Genomic DNA, 15,478 nt, shown 5'->3' with positions numbered 1-15,478 from the left:
ATTCATATTTTAAAGCCCTTGTGCTTGGATTACGGTTACAATTACGGTATTAAAAATATCGTCTATAGTACAGCCTCTACTTAAATCGTTAACAGGTTTATTTAACCCTTGAATAATAGGTCCAATCGCTAAAGCTTTAGTTTCACGTTGTACCGCTTTATACGTGTTATTTCCGGTGTTTAAATCTGGAAAAATAAAGACATTGGCTTGTCCTGCTACCTCAGAATTTGGAAGTTTAGTTTTTCCAACTTTAATATCCACAGCAGCATCATATTGAATAGGACCTTCAACTTTTAAATCTGCTCGTTTAGACTTAATAATATCTGTAGCTTTTCTTACACGCTCTACATCTTCCCCAACTCCAGAAGCCCCAGAAGAATATGACAACATCGCTATTTTAGGGTCTATACCAAAAGCTCTACTTGTCGATGCCGATGATATTGCAATTTCTGCCAGTTGCTCAGAATTTGGGTTTGGGTTAATAGCACAGTCACCATAAACAGAAACACGATCTTCTAAACACATAAAAAATATAGAAGACACTATTGATGTTTCAGGTTTTGTTTTTATAAACTGAAGCGCTGGTAAAATGGTGTGTTGTGTGGTATGAACTGCACCAGATACCATACCATCTGCATCTCCTTTGTGCACCATCATAGTACCAAAATAAGAGACATCTTCCATTAAATCTCTAGCCATTGCTAAATTTACATTTTTATGTTTTCTCAGCTCATAAAGTGTTTTGGCATAAGCTTCAAAATGATCTGATTCAATAGGATTTATAATGTTTACGCGGTTTAAATCTAGGTCAATATCTAGCGTTAACAATTGTGCTTCAATTTGTTTTTTATCACCTAGTAATGTAATGTTTACGGCATCTACATCAATTAATTGTTTTGTCGCTCTTAAAATACGTTCATCTAAACCTTCAGGCAATACAATGTGTTTTTTGTTTACACGAGCACGTTTTAATAAATTATACTGAAACATTCTTGGTGTAATTCCATTGGTTTCAAACGTAATAAGACGTTCAACAAGCGCTTCTGATTTTACATGTTTTTCAAAATCCTTAATTGAAGTTTCTATTTTTTGTGTGTTTTCGGCATAAATCTGAGATTTTATAGCACCAATTTTATTCGTTACCGAAAATGTACCTCTTTCTGCAGAAATAATTGGTACAACATCTGAAAGCCCTTCAATAAGCTTAATAATTGACTCTTCAGGTTTTAAACCACCTGTCAATACAATTCCCGAAATAGAAGGGTAGTTCTCCGAAATATTAGCTTGTAAAGCACCTAAAATAATATCAGCTCTATCGCCTGGCGTTATCACTAAAGCGTTTTCTTTTAAATGGGTTAGATAATTACGCAACTGCATAGCTCCAACACTGTAATTACCCGCTTGGTTATTAATGTGTGCTTCACCAAATAACACGTCTGCATTAAGCACTTCTACAATTTCTTTTATAGATGGATTTGCTAAAATAGGATTTAATGGAATCGCATTAACAATAACACCAGCAGGTAAATCTTTTTCTAATTCAGCAATTACCAATGCTTGATTCTGAGGCTCTACTTTATTTGCTATTACAGCTAAAACTTCAACACCTTTATCTCTAAAAGAATCGTAAGCCATGTGCAAACTACCAACAAAATCGTCCATAGTTTTACCGACACCACTCGCCAAAATAATTGCAGGAACACCTAAGTTTTTAGCAATTAAAACATTAATATCAAATTCTATAATAGCACCTTCACCTATAAAACTACTACCTTCAACTAATACAAAATCGAAACGTTCTTCTATGGCTTTGTATTTATCAATAATTTTACCAATTATCTCATCATCCTTATCGTCATTTTTCATTTTAATCACCTCACTTCGTGTATAAGCGTAAGCATCTTCAAATTTTAAATCGAGATTAAAATACGTGATTATAGTGTTAATGTGATTGTCTATTTCTCCTGCTTTAAAATCATCTATAATTGGTCTGAAATAACCTACTTTTGCAGCTTTTCCTAGTAATAATTGCATTAATCCTAAGGAAATTATAGACTTACCACTATTAGGTTCGGTGGTGGTTATATAGATGGCTTTGTTAGTCGCTTTTTTATTCATTTGTGTTGATGATAAATAATTAATCTTAATGTAAAATATTGTACAAAATTAATGATTTAGACCAGCGAAATTATGAGATTTGTCATGTTTCAGGTTCATTTTCAGTATAAACTTGACGTAATTCAATGTTTTGAAATACTAAAAAAATCACCTGATTTACCTTAAATATAACTATTTATAAAAATAAAAGCCATAAAGTAGTGTAGGTTATAAAAATGGCGTCATCTTTGCGTTTTTAAAAATTATATAAATTAAATTACAATGAATACAGGAAAAGTAAAATTCTTCAACGATACTAAAGGATTTGGATTTATCACAGAAGAAGGTGTTGATAAAGATCACTTTGTACACATTTCTGGATTAATTGACGAAATTCGTGAAGGCGATGCCGTTGAATTTGATCTTAAAGAAGGTAATAAAGGATTAAACGCAGTAAACGTAAAAGTTATCTAGGATATAGACTTAAAAGTTTTACAAAAAAAAGCCCATCAATTTTTGATGGGCTTTTTTAATTCTATAATTTCAAAACTAACGCTTAACTCTAACAGGTTTTAATTGAACAAAACCTACAGCATCTAATACCTTTATAATAAGGTAAGTCACATCGATTTCATACCATTTTACACCAAAATTAGCTCTACTTGCGTATTTATGATGGTTGTTGTGATAGCCTTCTCCCATCATTAAAAAATCGAATCGGAATAAGTTTTTACTTGTATTTTTCATTTTAAAATTCACGTAACCATAAATATGCCCAAACCAATTAATAATAACGCCATGTATTGGTGCCATTAAAAACGTAATTGGTAATAACAACCATTGCCACCAAGCGGTTGCAAAAAAGGCAAAGAATAAAATGTATAACGAAATCCAAAGTAATCTCGAAAATCGTGAACTCGCGAAACTATCAAAGCTTTTCCATTGTGGTACATTTTTAGTAAAACGCTCATCGACTGAAATACGTTGCTTATTAATATCTTGATATATTGTTTTTGTTTTCCACATCATGGCAAACACATTGGCATCATACGATGGTGAGTGTGGATCCTTTTCTGTATCTGTATAGGCGTGATGCATACGATGCATAATACCATAACCATAAGCACTTAAATAACTAGAACCTTGAAAAATCCAAGTTAAAATAAAAGTGATACGTTCCATGGTTTTAGACATGGTAAAGACTTGGTGTGCAGCATAACGATGCAAAAAGAATGACTGAAAAAATAGACCTCCATACCAAAGCACCAAAACAAAAAGTAGTATAATCATAGTTGTTTTTTTGCAAAGATATGTACACACTTTATGCCAAACAATGAATCTAAATCAATAAAATTAGATCTGTTTTATGTGGTACAAATCACTATAATAATCTAAGTAAGACGAAAAATTAATTTAGACACGTTTTCTAATTCTGCTCAAGGCTTGAGCCGTAATACCAATATAAGAACTGATGTATTTCAGTGGAATTATCTTTAACAGTTCTGGGCGTTCTTTAAACAATTTTAAATACCGTTCTTCTGCAGTGAGGTTTAACAGGTTTTGTTCGCGACTAGATTTTAATAAAAAGAGACGTTCTGCTGTTAAACGTCCAATTAAGTTTCCAATTTGGGTGGTTTTATAAACATCTTGCAAATCTGAATATGTTATACTCAACAAGCTTGTTTCTGAAAGGGCTTGTAACTGATATGCTGAAGGCGTCTGTGTTAAAAACGAGTCATAAGCACTAATAAATTGGTCTTTAAAACTAAAGCCAAAAGTGATTTCTTTATCTGGATTATCCTTTGGAATAAATAAGCGTACCACACCAGATTCAATAAAGGAAATATGATTTTCTATTTCATTAACCTTTAAAAAAATGCTTTTCTTTTTAATTACACGTCGCTGAAGTTTAGACGTAAAGAAGTCCCAATCTGCTTGCGATATTGTTGCTATTTGGTCTAAATGCGCTTTAATTTGTTCCACGGTTTATTGAAGGCTAATTAACAAAAATGTAAAGATATAAATTCATATAATCTTTATGATGAAAAATAATACGAATCAACTATATATGAAGTCTTACTGACAAACTCTATTATTTATACTATTTTTGTAGCGATAATTCATAAAAGTAGTCAAATCAATATATTACTTTTACACTATATTAAAATTTAAAACATAAAGATGATTAGAAGTTTCATAAACAAATTATTTAATCCTAACAAAGCAAGCGAAACGAAAGAAGGAACCGTTAAATTTTTTAATGCAAGAAAAGGCTTTGGATTTATAATACTAAAAGATTCTGATGAAGAGATTTTTGTTCATACAACTAATGTAATTGGTAAGATTAGAGAAAAGAATAAAGTAACTTTCAATATTGAAAAAGGTAAAAAAGGCCTAATAGCTACGAATGTTCGTGTGATAAAAAAATAAATAGCATACCAACTTAACGCATGTAGAGCTACTTACTACTGTAAAAATTATTTTTTATGTCCAAACGTTTTTCCGATTTAGGAATTAATGAACAACTACAAAAAGGTTTAGCTGATTTACAAATTTCAGTTCCAACCGATATTCAAGAAAAAGCTATTCCTGCGGTATTAGATCATTCAAAAGATGTGGTCGCTTTAGCTAAAACAGGAACAGGAAAAACAGCTGCATTCGGACTTCCATTACTTCAGTTAATAGATGTAAAAAACACTAATATTCAAGCTGTTATTTTAGCTCCAACACGAGAGTTAGGTCAGCAGATAAGTGCTAATTTATCAGCCTTTTCGAAATATATGCCAGAAGTGGAGATAGCTACAGTTTGTGGTGGTATTCCTATTAAACCACAAATTGAACGCTTACAAAATACCTCACACATCGTTGTAGCAACTCCTGGTCGTTTGGCCGATTTAGTAAAGCGAAATGCCGTTGACATCTCAAATATTTCATATTTTATTTTAGATGAAGCGGACGAAATGGTGAGCGCTTTAAAAGAAGGGCTAGATGCTATAATTAAAGAAATCCCAAAAACAAGACGTACATTACTGTTTACGGCAACTATGCCAGGCACTATAAAACAATTAGTGCAAAATTACATGTCTAAACATGTCAATCATATTGAAGCCGATATGGCAACGGTTGGACATCAAGGTATAGATCATCAATTTTTAGTGGTTGAGCCTATTGAAAAATTAGATGTTTTATTGCATTTCTTAAATTCTAAAGCTGGGCAACGTGGTATCATTTTTTGTAAAACAAAGGCTGCAGTCAATAAATTAGGTAAAAACTTAGCGATTAATAAATTCTCATCTGGTGCTATACATGGTAGTTTAACACAAGGGATTCGCGATCGGATTATGGGACAATTTAGAGATGGTCACATTGATATTTTGGTGGCGACGGATTTGGCTTCACGTGGACTAGATATTAAAGCTGTTGAATTTGTAATTAATTACCACTTACCAGATACCTACGATGCTTATGTTCATAGAAGCGGTAGAACGGCAAGAGCAGGCGCAAAGGGCTTAGCTTTAACCATTTTGCAACAGGAAGAAGTTATTGATATTGACGATTTTGAAGACGAATTGGGTATTGAATTTAAAGCATATAAAAAAGCAGACACCCAAAGTATTGAAGAAAACAAAACCTTGTTGTGGGCTAAAAAAATATTTAAAACCAAACCCAACCGAAATATTTCTGAACAATTAAGAAAAGATGTCAGAACCGTATTCCATCACTTAACAAAAGAAGAGTTAATAGAGAAAGTATTAGCAAATCAAGTCGCTAACACCGCATTAGATGCACAAAAGTCTGACGATTCTAAACCTAAGAAAAAGAAAAAACAGTAAGCGTTCTTAATATAAAGCTCTAAAAAATCAACATCTAAGACTTAAGTAAAGGGCCTAAAACCTCCCAAACTGTATTGGCTAATATTTTATGACCTTCTGCTGTGGGATGTATGCCATCATTTTGGTTGAGTTCTTTTATACCTCCAACATCTTTTAGAATAAAAGGAATAAACTCTAAGTCGTTTTTTTCGGCAATATTCATAAAGACCTGTTTGAAATCTTGCGTGTATTCTTGTCCCATGTTAGGTGGCAATTGCATACCGGCTAATATAATTTTAGTTTTAGGGTTTTTAGATTTTACAGCATCAATAATAGACTGAAGATTCGAGGCCGTTTCTACAAGGTTAACACCACGAAGTCCATCATTAGCTCCTAACTCTAATATAAAGATATCAATCTCTTGGTTTAAGATCCAATCAATTCTTCCTTTTCCACCTGCCGTAGTCTCGCCACTTACTCCAGAATTCACCACGGTATAATTCAAGTCTAAAGAATCTATTTTCTGTTGTAAAACACCAGGGAACGCATCATTAGTATCGTCTAATCCGTAACCAGCTGTAATACTATCACCAAAGCATAAAATAGTTTTTGCAGTCGTTTCAGAAGTTTCTGTGTTTTCTATTTGTTCAGAGGACTGTGGTTCTGTAGCCGTTTTATCCGATTGGTTATTGCCACAAGCAACCAATAAAAAGGCTGTTATAAAATAACAAAACTTTATGAGTTTAGAGACCTTTGAAATTGGTAAAATTAAATGCAAATGATTATTTTGAGCCTTCGACATAAAGAGTCTTAATTAAAAATTGATATGCCAAAGATATTAAACATAACTGGTCTAGAGAAAACTTATTCTAGCGGTAACAAACAATTAACAGTACTACAAAACATTTCGTTTTCTGTAGAAAAGGGACAAACGTTTTCTATAGTTGGACCTTCCGGAAGTGGAAAAACAACCTTACTAGGTTTGTGCGCTGGCCTAGATCAGCCAAATTCTGGGAGCATAGAGTTGTGTGGTCAGGACTTAAGCACTCTTAATGAAGATGAACGTGCACAATTGCGTAATAAGAATGTGGGATTTATATTTCAAAATTTTCAATTACTACCAACACTTACAGCGCTTGAAAATGTAAGTGTTCCATTAGAATTACAAGGACATAAAGATGCTGTTAAAAATAGTCTGGCTTTACTAGATAAAGTAGGATTAGCAGACCGAGTGCATCATTATCCATCGCAATTATCTGGTGGTGAGCAACAGCGTGTAGCGTTAGCAAGAGCCTTTGCCAATGCACCTTCTATTTTATTTGCTGATGAACCAACTGGAAATTTAGATGAGGAAACTGGCGAAAAAGTCATTCAACTGTTGTTAGAGCTCAATAAAGAAGCTGGAACGACTTTAGTCATCATTACGCACGACTTAGATTTAGCCAATAGAACACAACAAATTTTAAGACTTAAAGGTGGCCAAGTTTTAACCAACGAACGTACAGCTGTACTGTAAACATTACATAACACATGAATAAAAATACAACCTGGCTTTTTAAAATGGCCTGGAGAGATGCCAAAGCAAGCAGAGTACGTTTGTTGTTATTTATGGCTTCTATAATTTTAGGTATTGCAGCTGTGGTATCTATTCAATTATTTAGTGCCAATCTCAAAGACAATATAAAGCTTCAGTCTAAAGCCCTAATGGGTGCAGATTATATCATTGATTCAAAACAAGAACCAACAGAACGTGCACAAGCGCTTATAGATTCGTTACAGCCAGATGCCAAGGAGATTAATTTTGTCTCCATGATTGCGTTTCCAAAGAATGGAGGTACTAAACTTGTTAAAGTACGTGGCTTAGGAGGAGATTTCCCGTTTTACGGAACTATAGACACACAACCTAGCGCTGCTGCAGACACGTATCAAGATAAAGGTGGAGCATTAGTTGACGCCACATTAATGCTTCAATTTGATGTAAAACCTGGAGATTCTATAAAAGTTGGTGCGGTAACGCTTCCTATTTTAGGCGCCTTAAAAGCCATTCCTGGAAGTACTGCTATTTCTACTTCGGTAGCACCTCCAATTGTAATTCCTTATGAATATATTGAACAAACAGACCTCCTACAGTTTGGAAGTCGAAAGGAATATCAGTTTTTCTATAAAACCGACGAACCTATTGATTTAGAACAATTTGAAGACATTATAGACCCACAATTAAAAGCTGAAGAGGCTGATTTAGACACACATACAAGTACAAGTGAACGCTTGGGAAGACGCTATGATAACGTTGGTAAGTTTCTAAATCTTGCAGCTTTTATTGCCTTATTATTGGGCTGTATCGGGATTGCTAGTTCTGTTCATATTTATATTAAAGAAAAATTAAAAGCCATAGCTGTTTTAAAATGTATGGGAGCATCGCGAATGCAAAGTTTTCTCATTTTTTTAATTCAAATTGCTGGTATTGGTATAGTTGGTGGTTTAATCGGATCGCTGATAGGTATTGGACTTCAAGAATTATTTCCTTATATCTTACAGGACTTTTTACCATTCTCTGTTGAAATTTCAATTTCTGCACAACCCATTTTAATTGGTATTTTTCTTGGACTATTTATGTCTGTTCTATTTGCACTATTACCATTACTTAGAACCTGGTATGTTTCACCATTAGAGGTGTTACGCGTTGATGAAAAAGGAGCACAAGAACCTCGTAAATTGCGCTATGTAGTAATCGGAGCCGTTCTGTTGTTTCTATTTTTATTTTCGTTTTGGTTATTAAATGATGCCCTTTTCGCCTTAGGTTTTATGTTTGCCACATTAATAGCCTTTGCTGCCTTAGCTGGTGTAGCAACGTTGTTTATTAAAGGAATTAGAAAATATTTCCCAAAACGATGGGGTTTTACAGCGCGACAAAGTTTATTGAACTTATTTAGACCTAACAATCAAACCGTTGTTTTGGTGGTCGCAATTGGTTTAGGGACCTGTTTAATCAGCACCTTATATTTTACCAAAGATATTTTATTAGCTAAAACTGAAGTAGATCAAAGCACTGATAATGCCAATATTATTATTTTAGATGTACAATCAGAACAGCAAGAAGCTATAGAAAATCGTATAACTGAAAACGACTTATCTATTGTTAATAGCATACCTATTGTTACCACAAGGATTCATAAAATAAAAGGACGACTAGCAAATGAATTACGACAAGACACCACCAAACAAATGCGAAATTGGGTGTTAAACCATGAGTTTAGAAGTACTTACCGTGAAACGATGATTGATTCAGAAGAACTTATTGCCGGCGAGTGGACATCACATGCAACACCAAATGCTCCTATTGTAATTTCAATATCAGACAACCTTGCTGAAGACGGCATAGATATTGGCGATAATATAACTTTTAATGTTCAAGGAGTGCTGATGGAAACTACGGTTGGAAGTATTAGAAAAGTAGACTGGAGACAGCTTCAACCCAACTTTAATATTGTATTTCCTGCTGGAGCTCTTGAGCAAGCTCCTCAGTTTCGTGTCATTTCAACTTATGTACCAGATGAAGCCGCTTCTGCAGCATTACAACGCGATTTAGTGGCAGAATTCCCTAATGTGTCTATAATAGATTTGCGACAGGTTTACACCATAGTCGAAGATATTTTAGATAAAGTCTCTTGGGTCATTAATTTTATGGCATTTTTTAGTATTACCACTGGTATTATAGTATTAATAGGCTCAGTCCGAACGAGCAAATACCAACGCATTAAGGAAAGTGTTTTATTACGAACACTTGGTGCTAAAAATGGTCAGATTTTAAAAATTTCGGCGTTTGAATATTTATTTTTAGGATTATTAGGTAGTTTGGTAGGTGTGCTATTAGCTTTAATAAGTAGCCTCGCATTAGCACTGTTTCTATTTAAAGAACCTTTTACGCCATCCTTTATTCCATTTTTAGTGTTTTTACCAGGCATTACGGTATTGGTTTTAGCCATTGGTTTAAGTAATATCCAAACTGTTATTCGAAGTTCTCCTTTAGAAGTATTGCGAAGAGAAGGGTAGATAAGTGTTTTTTATTTAGGTTTTGACTTCAATAATACACCTATTACATATTCTTAAAAAATAAGTATATTTAAACCTGTCTAACCTTTTGATAATTAATGCTTAAGTATTATACATCGTTCTTATTTGTTTTCATAATTGCTATTCCTCAATTATGGTCGCAAAACACCATGCCTACTAGTGAAACCGCTTTTAGACAATATGAACAGATAAGTGATTCTATGGCCATTGCATTTCCGGATAACGCTATACGAACGTTTCGACGCGCTTCCTTTTCTGATGCAGAAATGCAGAAATACTTGTCGCTGCATTTTAAACGTTTAGATGTATTAAATCATATAGAAGGTCATACTAAATTTGTTTTAGATAGTTATTTACATTCTGGAAATTGGTTTAGAGAAGTGGGGTTTCCAAAAGAATCGATAAAATCGTATCTCGACTTTTTTAGGTATTATGAAACTCACGAAAACGAGCTTACCTCTATAGAGCGCGAAGGCTTTTTGGAAATGCGTAGCTACGCTAGAAGCATACTCGCTGAAAGCTATGCGAAACTCGGTCTATTAGATAGTGCGGCACTACAACACAAAACTAATATAGCATTTAGTAAAAACTTAAATTACATCTATCATCCGTCATCTATAAACAATTACGGACTATTTTTTTATTGGCACAAAAAAGACCTCGATTCCGCAATGTACTTTTTTAAGCGCGCTTATGCTTTAACACAAGCTAAATTCCCCAAGCATACACTAAATGGGAGCATACGCGATAATATTGCTGACATATATACAGAACAACAATCTTACGACGATGCACTGCCACTTTATGAGAAAAATTTTAAGTTTTTTAAAACGGCTATTAATGAAAAAACGTTAGCAAAGGATATCCCTAGATTAATTAGCGCTGGTGCACAACTCGTCTCAACTCAAACCCGTTTAAATCAAATAAATGCTGCACAACAAAATTTTAAAGCGTTGGAAGCTATTGTAGATTTTAATGAAACCAAAGCTAATGTAACCACCAGCTCAAAGTTAGAATTTCTGAAAGCAAAAGAACTATTACTACGCACTCAAAACAACATTTCGGAGGCTTATGATACAGCACGACTAATAACACATGTTTCTGATAGCTTACAAGAAATTTCTAATTATGCAGACAAAAAGTGGCAAGAAGAATTAAATGACATTACCATAGATAAAATTGAATTGAATTTTAAAATAGACCGTATTCAAAAAGAGAATATGATAAAAAGCCAGCGAACTAAACTTTGGTTTATAGGGCTATTGTCGTCTATTTTTATCATCCTTTTGGTTGCGCTTATTATCAGTAGGAGGCAACATCTTACCAATGCAAAAAATAAGCAACTGCTGGCAGAGCAAAAACTTGAGAATTCAGCATTAAAAGTAGAACAGCTTAATTCAGAAATAAAATCTAAGGAGCGCGACTTGTCAGATTTTGCTATTAAATTAACGCAAGATCAGGACTGGGCTAAATCACTTGCTGAACAATTGGAAGTGATTAAACAAGCTAGTTCGGCAGATCGTGCTGTTTTAATTAATGAATTGGATACCGCTATTTCTAATAAAATAAGTGTGGATGGCGATACACAAGAGTTTTTTGAACGCTTAGATAAATTGAGTGATACCTTTTATAGTGAGCTTACAAAACGTTATCCTAATTTAAGTAAAAACGAAATTAGACTATGCTCTTTAATTCGCTTAAAAATTGAAAGTCGAAGTATTGCTACCCTTCAAAATATCACTTTGGCATCCCTAAACACAAGTCGTTATCGCTTACGAAAAAAATTAAACCTCTCTGAAGACACCGATTTAGATTTCTTTATTCAAAACTTATAAACACTTGTACAACAAGCACTTAAGACACACCTTGATTTGTTGTCTATTAAATGTCTATCGCTTGTACATTAGTGGTCTATTCCTATTATACGGTGGATTCCGACTTAGGTTATACATTAGCTGTGTTCTACTTAAACTCCATATTTCTGTAGAAAAAGCTTTAACCATTTTAATTATTAAGTATAACTCTAAAACCGTATCACTCATGAAAACATGTCTTTTTGGTTTAATTTTTTTAGGACTAACCAACCTTAGTACAGCACAACACGACCTAGCAATGGCGACCACTCAGTTAAATGACGAAAAGTTTACGTCAAGCAGCAGTTCTATTTCAAATGAAAATTATTTAAATTTAGAAGTTGAAGCTGCTCAACCTTTGGCTATCTGTATTAAAAAATTACAGAAAGTAGCTGCAGATTTTGATGTCACTAAAGATCCAGTGTACAGCAAAAATAAGTCTATAACATATACGGTTAATTTTCAGTCTAACGAAAATCGTATTACTGCAGTTTATAATACTCACGGTATTATTCTAAACTCAGAGGAATATTATGAAGATGTAAGACTTCCTGTAAAAATAAGTAACCAATTGGCTAAAGATTATCCAGGATGGGCTTTTCATTATAGTACTTGTAACGTTAGCTATGATCATGATAAAGGCTCAGAAATCACATATACAATAGATTTAAAAAAGGAAAATAAACATAAATCTATTTCCCTAACGATTTAGTATATGCCACTTATTTTTCTAAATTGAAAGCAGTACATTTTGTACTGTTTTCTCTTTTCAGAAAAAAACCAAGTGATAGCTGTCTTGTCGTTATGACACTTTTAAAATATAAGGTCGTAAGATTTTCTGAATATCTAGACTATCTTTTTGTGGAATAAGATACGTAATGAAATCATCTAAATGATTCACTTGTTCATCATTATCAATAAAACCATATCCTAAATAAGATCCGTCTTTAATCATTACAAAAGCAGTTTCATTAGCTTGCCTTCCTTTTTCTTTTAAGATGATATCGTCCTTTTGATTAGACATGTCGTGAATAGCTTCAAGAACACGGTTATTGTAACTTTCTACAGATTCTTCATCTCTGCAAATTCCTTTACAGTTTTGAATACTATAATGAGAACACTCTGAAACGGACTCTTGTAAATGGCAGTACTTAGGACATAAATTAAATTTAGCACAAAGCTTTTCTACGTAAGACCGTAAATCTCTAATATTGAAAAACGTAATAATAGGATTCGGTACCAAACGGCCTTTATTGCTGGCTAAGTGTAAAATTCCTTTTCGATCTTCATACGAGAAAATAGCAAACGTTTGAACCGTTCGTTTGGCTACTTTATTATACATCGGAAAATGATGCTTAATAGCAGCATCTTCCATTAATAAGGCAATAAGTTCACTTCCTGAAACCTCAAAATCGATATCTGCGGTTTCTCTTACCATGTCTTGGGACTTTTTAGTCTTGCTGTAAAAATGACTTAATACACGCTTTTTGAGATCTTTAGCTTTTCCAACGTAAATGATTTTCCCTTTTTTATCTTTAAAGTAATAAATACCTGCAGCATGTGGCAAGGCTTCAAAAGTGGCTTTTGGTAGGTTAGGAGGCAAGGTGGCTTCTCTAGAATTCTTATTTAGAAATTCGTTAAATACTTCAGAAGCTTCAGTTTGCTGCAATAACAATTCGAATAAAATGACGGTCGCTTCTGCATCACCTCTGGCTCGGTGTCTTCCGACCAAATTAATATCTAAGGCTTTACATAGTTTCCCTAAACTATACGATCGATGTCCTGGTAATAATCGTCGAGATAAACGAACCGTACACAGTTTTTTTCGTGTGAATTCTAAACCAATACGCTGAAATTCGCCATTAATAACCTTATAATCAAAGTTGACATTGTGAGCTACAAAAATAGTATGTTCAGTTATGCTCAAAATATCTTGTGCCACCTCTTCAAAACGTGGAGCGTCTGCAACCATATGGTCATCAATGCCTGTCAAGGCAGTGATATGCTGAGGAATGTAAGTTTCTGGATTGACTAAAGAAGTGAACTCATCTATTACAGTATTGCCATCGTATTTAAATATGGAAATTTCTGTGATGCGATTACTTTGCCCTGTGGTTTCAACGTCGATAATAGTATAAATCATATTAACTTTTTATTGTGGTTATTTGCATCAATAACTAAATGTTTAGCGTCAATAACTCACTGTAGTTTCTCTTATTTTTATAATAGTAAATCAAAGCGGTTTACTTCAACAACTTAAAAACTATAGAAATTATGGATAAACCATGGCAAGATAAAGCAAAAGGCAATTGGAATATTGCGAAAGGAAAACTAAAACAAAAATGGGGCGAACTTACCGATGATGATTTAGATTATGCAGAAGGTAAGGAAGATGAAATCATTGGAAAAATTCAGAAACGTACAGGTGAATCTAAAGAACGTGTAAATGAGTTTTTAAATGACATAAAGTATTAAAACGCCTTTATTTATAGAATAAAAATCCCGAGTTAATCGGGATTTTTTTTATGTGTATTCTTTAAGTTAACTATGCGTTCTTCCTAATCTCTTTTACAATGTTGCGATCTTTTTTTATGTGATTAAAAACCACGTTTCACTCAATGCTTCGAGGGCTTTTGCTTCTTTTTAAAAGTACTCCTTACTGTCTACAATAATAGCATTTATAACAAAAGTGAGGCAATTTCTTCCCAAGTAGCTACTCTTTTATAGCCTGTATCTTCAACATTGTGAGGTGAGTTAAATAATAACGTGTCACCTTCAAATTTTTCTAAATTATAGGTTCTATCGTCAATGAGTAAGTCGCCATTTAAAATAAATTTATCGCCACACATTATACGATGTTGCCAAGTAATGAAGGGCATGTGCTCATCTAACCACTCGCTTTTTTCTATTAATGAGTTTGGAAATTGTGTGGCCGCAGTTGCAATATACACTTCATGTTTATTGTAAAGCGCCTCCATAACTAATATACTATCTTTTATAGGAGCTAGATCTCTAAAAAATCCAGGTTGTAAAGCGTGCTTTCTAATACTATCGTGATGAACTTCGGGCACATTTTGCCACATTTCGCCAGACGTAATATGATTGATGTGTAATTCTTGTTGGTGTTCTTTATTATATAACTCTATGTGTTTGCCATACGTATCGGCTAACACATCATCCATATCTACAAATATTGTCATTGCATTTTTTTTGTAAAGTTCCAGAAAATGAAGTTTAGAGCCAAATAATAAAAGTAGTTTTAATGATAATTTAATGTTTGCACTAAATTTAATGCCGCGTTATCATTTGTCCTTATTATTTTCAATATCTAACTCAAGATTCTCATTATGATCGCTACCAAGGCTGTGATGACGGTTTTCTTCATCTGAATGTCTATCATTTGTAATTGGTCTTGCGTTACGTCCACCTGGAATATCTAAATTTTTTGCAGCAAAATCGGGCTCATTTTCTCGTTTCTTAAGAATTTCATCATCTCCATTGTCTTGTCTTAAATTCCCAGATTTGTCACCTAAGTTTTTTTTGTCTTCTTCTGTAATATCTGAATTGTACTGGTTTTGTTTACTTTCTTTGGTCATAAGTATTTCTTTTTTAAGGTTTGATTCAATTTAAAAATAAAGACTT

At 33.5% G+C, this 15,478-nt stretch carries 15 protein-coding genes; 8 read left to right on the top strand and 7 right to left on the bottom strand.

The window, feature by feature from the left end:
• Nucleotides 1–9: 9 nt before the first annotated feature.
• Complete coding sequence (pta, locus tag ITJ86_RS12075) at nucleotides 10–2,118, bottom strand: phosphate acetyltransferase (protein WP_195871901.1); 2,109 nt, start codon at nucleotides 2,116–2,118, stop codon at nucleotides 10–12.
• Between the two features lie 261 nt (nucleotides 2,119–2,379).
• Here pta and ITJ86_RS12070 point away from each other — a divergent pair, with 261 nt between their 5' ends.
• Nucleotides 2,380–2,571 carry a cold-shock protein gene (locus ITJ86_RS12070; protein WP_195871900.1) on the top strand — a complete coding sequence of 64 codons (192 nt, stop codon included), beginning with the start codon at nucleotides 2,380–2,382 and terminating at the stop codon, nucleotides 2,569–2,571.
• Between the two features lie 75 nt (nucleotides 2,572–2,646).
• Here the strand turns inward: ITJ86_RS12070 and ITJ86_RS12065 are convergent, their stop codons facing one another.
• Nucleotides 2,647–3,387: an acyl-CoA desaturase gene (locus tag ITJ86_RS12065; RefSeq protein WP_195871899.1), complete on the bottom strand. Its 741-nt coding sequence runs from the start codon at nucleotides 3,385–3,387 to the stop codon at nucleotides 2,647–2,649.
• Nucleotides 3,388–3,510: 123 nt separating this feature from the next.
• Complete coding sequence (locus tag ITJ86_RS12060; RefSeq protein WP_195871898.1) at nucleotides 3,511–4,080, bottom strand: Crp/Fnr family transcriptional regulator; 570 nt, start codon at nucleotides 4,078–4,080, stop codon at nucleotides 3,511–3,513.
• Between the two features lie 198 nt (nucleotides 4,081–4,278).
• On the opposite strand from ITJ86_RS12060, the gene ITJ86_RS12055 reads away from it, so the two are divergent.
• Both ITJ86_RS12055 and ITJ86_RS12050 read left to right on the top strand, forming a co-directional pair.
• The gene (locus ITJ86_RS12055; protein ID WP_195871897.1) at nucleotides 4,279–4,527 is read left to right on the top strand and encodes a cold-shock protein; all 249 of its coding nucleotides are present in this window, start codon (nucleotides 4,279–4,281) and stop codon (nucleotides 4,525–4,527) included.
• Between the two features lie 56 nt (nucleotides 4,528–4,583).
• The gene (locus ITJ86_RS12050; RefSeq protein WP_195871896.1) at nucleotides 4,584–5,930 is read left to right on the top strand and encodes a DEAD/DEAH box helicase; all 1,347 of its coding nucleotides are present in this window, start codon (nucleotides 4,584–4,586) and stop codon (nucleotides 5,928–5,930) included.
• Nucleotides 5,931–5,964: 34 nt separating this feature from the next.
• Here ITJ86_RS12050 and ITJ86_RS12045 read toward each other — a convergent pair whose 3' ends face one another.
• Nucleotides 5,965–6,711, bottom strand: a complete 747-nt coding sequence (locus ITJ86_RS12045) for an arylesterase (protein ID WP_195871895.1) — start codon at nucleotides 6,709–6,711, stop codon at nucleotides 5,965–5,967.
• A 24-nt stretch (nucleotides 6,712–6,735) separates the two neighbouring features.
• Here ITJ86_RS12045 and ITJ86_RS12040 point away from each other — a divergent pair, with 24 nt between their 5' ends.
• The 4 genes from ITJ86_RS12040 (at nucleotide 6,736) to ITJ86_RS12025 (ending at nucleotide 12,548) form a co-directional block, all read left to right on the top strand.
• On the top strand, nucleotides 6,736–7,425 hold the full coding sequence (locus ITJ86_RS12040) for an ABC transporter ATP-binding protein (protein ID WP_195871894.1): 690 nt from the start codon (nucleotides 6,736–6,738) through the stop codon (nucleotides 7,423–7,425).
• Nucleotides 7,426–7,469: 44 nt separating this feature from the next.
• Nucleotides 7,470–9,962, top strand: coding sequence for an ABC transporter permease (locus ITJ86_RS12035; protein WP_195871963.1), 2,493 nt, complete (start codon nucleotides 7,470–7,472; stop codon nucleotides 9,960–9,962).
• 98 nt (nucleotides 9,963–10,060) lie between these two features.
• Nucleotides 10,061–11,818: a transcriptional regulator gene (locus ITJ86_RS12030; protein ID WP_195871893.1), complete on the top strand. Its 1,758-nt coding sequence runs from the start codon at nucleotides 10,061–10,063 to the stop codon at nucleotides 11,816–11,818.
• A 205-nt stretch (nucleotides 11,819–12,023) separates the two neighbouring features.
• Nucleotides 12,024–12,548, top strand: a complete 525-nt coding sequence (locus tag ITJ86_RS12025) for a hypothetical protein (protein WP_195871892.1) — start codon at nucleotides 12,024–12,026, stop codon at nucleotides 12,546–12,548.
• Nucleotides 12,549–12,638: 90 nt separating this feature from the next.
• Here ITJ86_RS12025 and ITJ86_RS12020 read toward each other — a convergent pair whose 3' ends face one another.
• Nucleotides 12,639–13,979 carry an exonuclease domain-containing protein gene (locus tag ITJ86_RS12020; protein WP_195871891.1) on the bottom strand — a complete coding sequence of 447 codons (1,341 nt, stop codon included), beginning with the start codon at nucleotides 13,977–13,979 and terminating at the stop codon, nucleotides 12,639–12,641.
• A gap of 131 nt (nucleotides 13,980–14,110) precedes the next feature.
• Here ITJ86_RS12020 and ITJ86_RS12015 point away from each other — a divergent pair, with 131 nt between their 5' ends.
• Nucleotides 14,111–14,311, top strand: a complete 201-nt coding sequence (locus ITJ86_RS12015; RefSeq protein ID WP_195871890.1) for a CsbD family protein — start codon at nucleotides 14,111–14,113, stop codon at nucleotides 14,309–14,311.
• A gap of 203 nt (nucleotides 14,312–14,514) precedes the next feature.
• Here the strand turns inward: ITJ86_RS12015 and ITJ86_RS12010 are convergent, their stop codons facing one another.
• Together ITJ86_RS12010 and ITJ86_RS12005 are read right to left on the bottom strand one after the other, a co-directional pair.
• On the bottom strand, nucleotides 14,515–15,036 hold the full coding sequence (locus ITJ86_RS12010) for a 5' nucleotidase, NT5C type (RefSeq protein WP_195871889.1): 522 nt from the start codon (nucleotides 15,034–15,036) through the stop codon (nucleotides 14,515–14,517).
• Nucleotides 15,037–15,138: 102 nt separating this feature from the next.
• A complete protein-coding gene (locus tag ITJ86_RS12005; RefSeq protein ID WP_195871888.1) occupies nucleotides 15,139–15,432 on the bottom strand; it encodes a hypothetical protein in 294 nt (97 codons plus the stop codon).
• Nucleotides 15,433–15,478 lie beyond the last annotated feature (46 nt).

Origin of the sequence: Winogradskyella marina (genome assembly GCF_015645385.1) — a bacterium.
Classification (GTDB): Bacteria; Bacteroidota; Bacteroidia; order Flavobacteriales; family Flavobacteriaceae; genus Winogradskyella; species Winogradskyella marina.
Note: the sequence above shows the minus strand (reverse complement) of the source record. Positions and strands in the feature narration are given on the sequence as shown.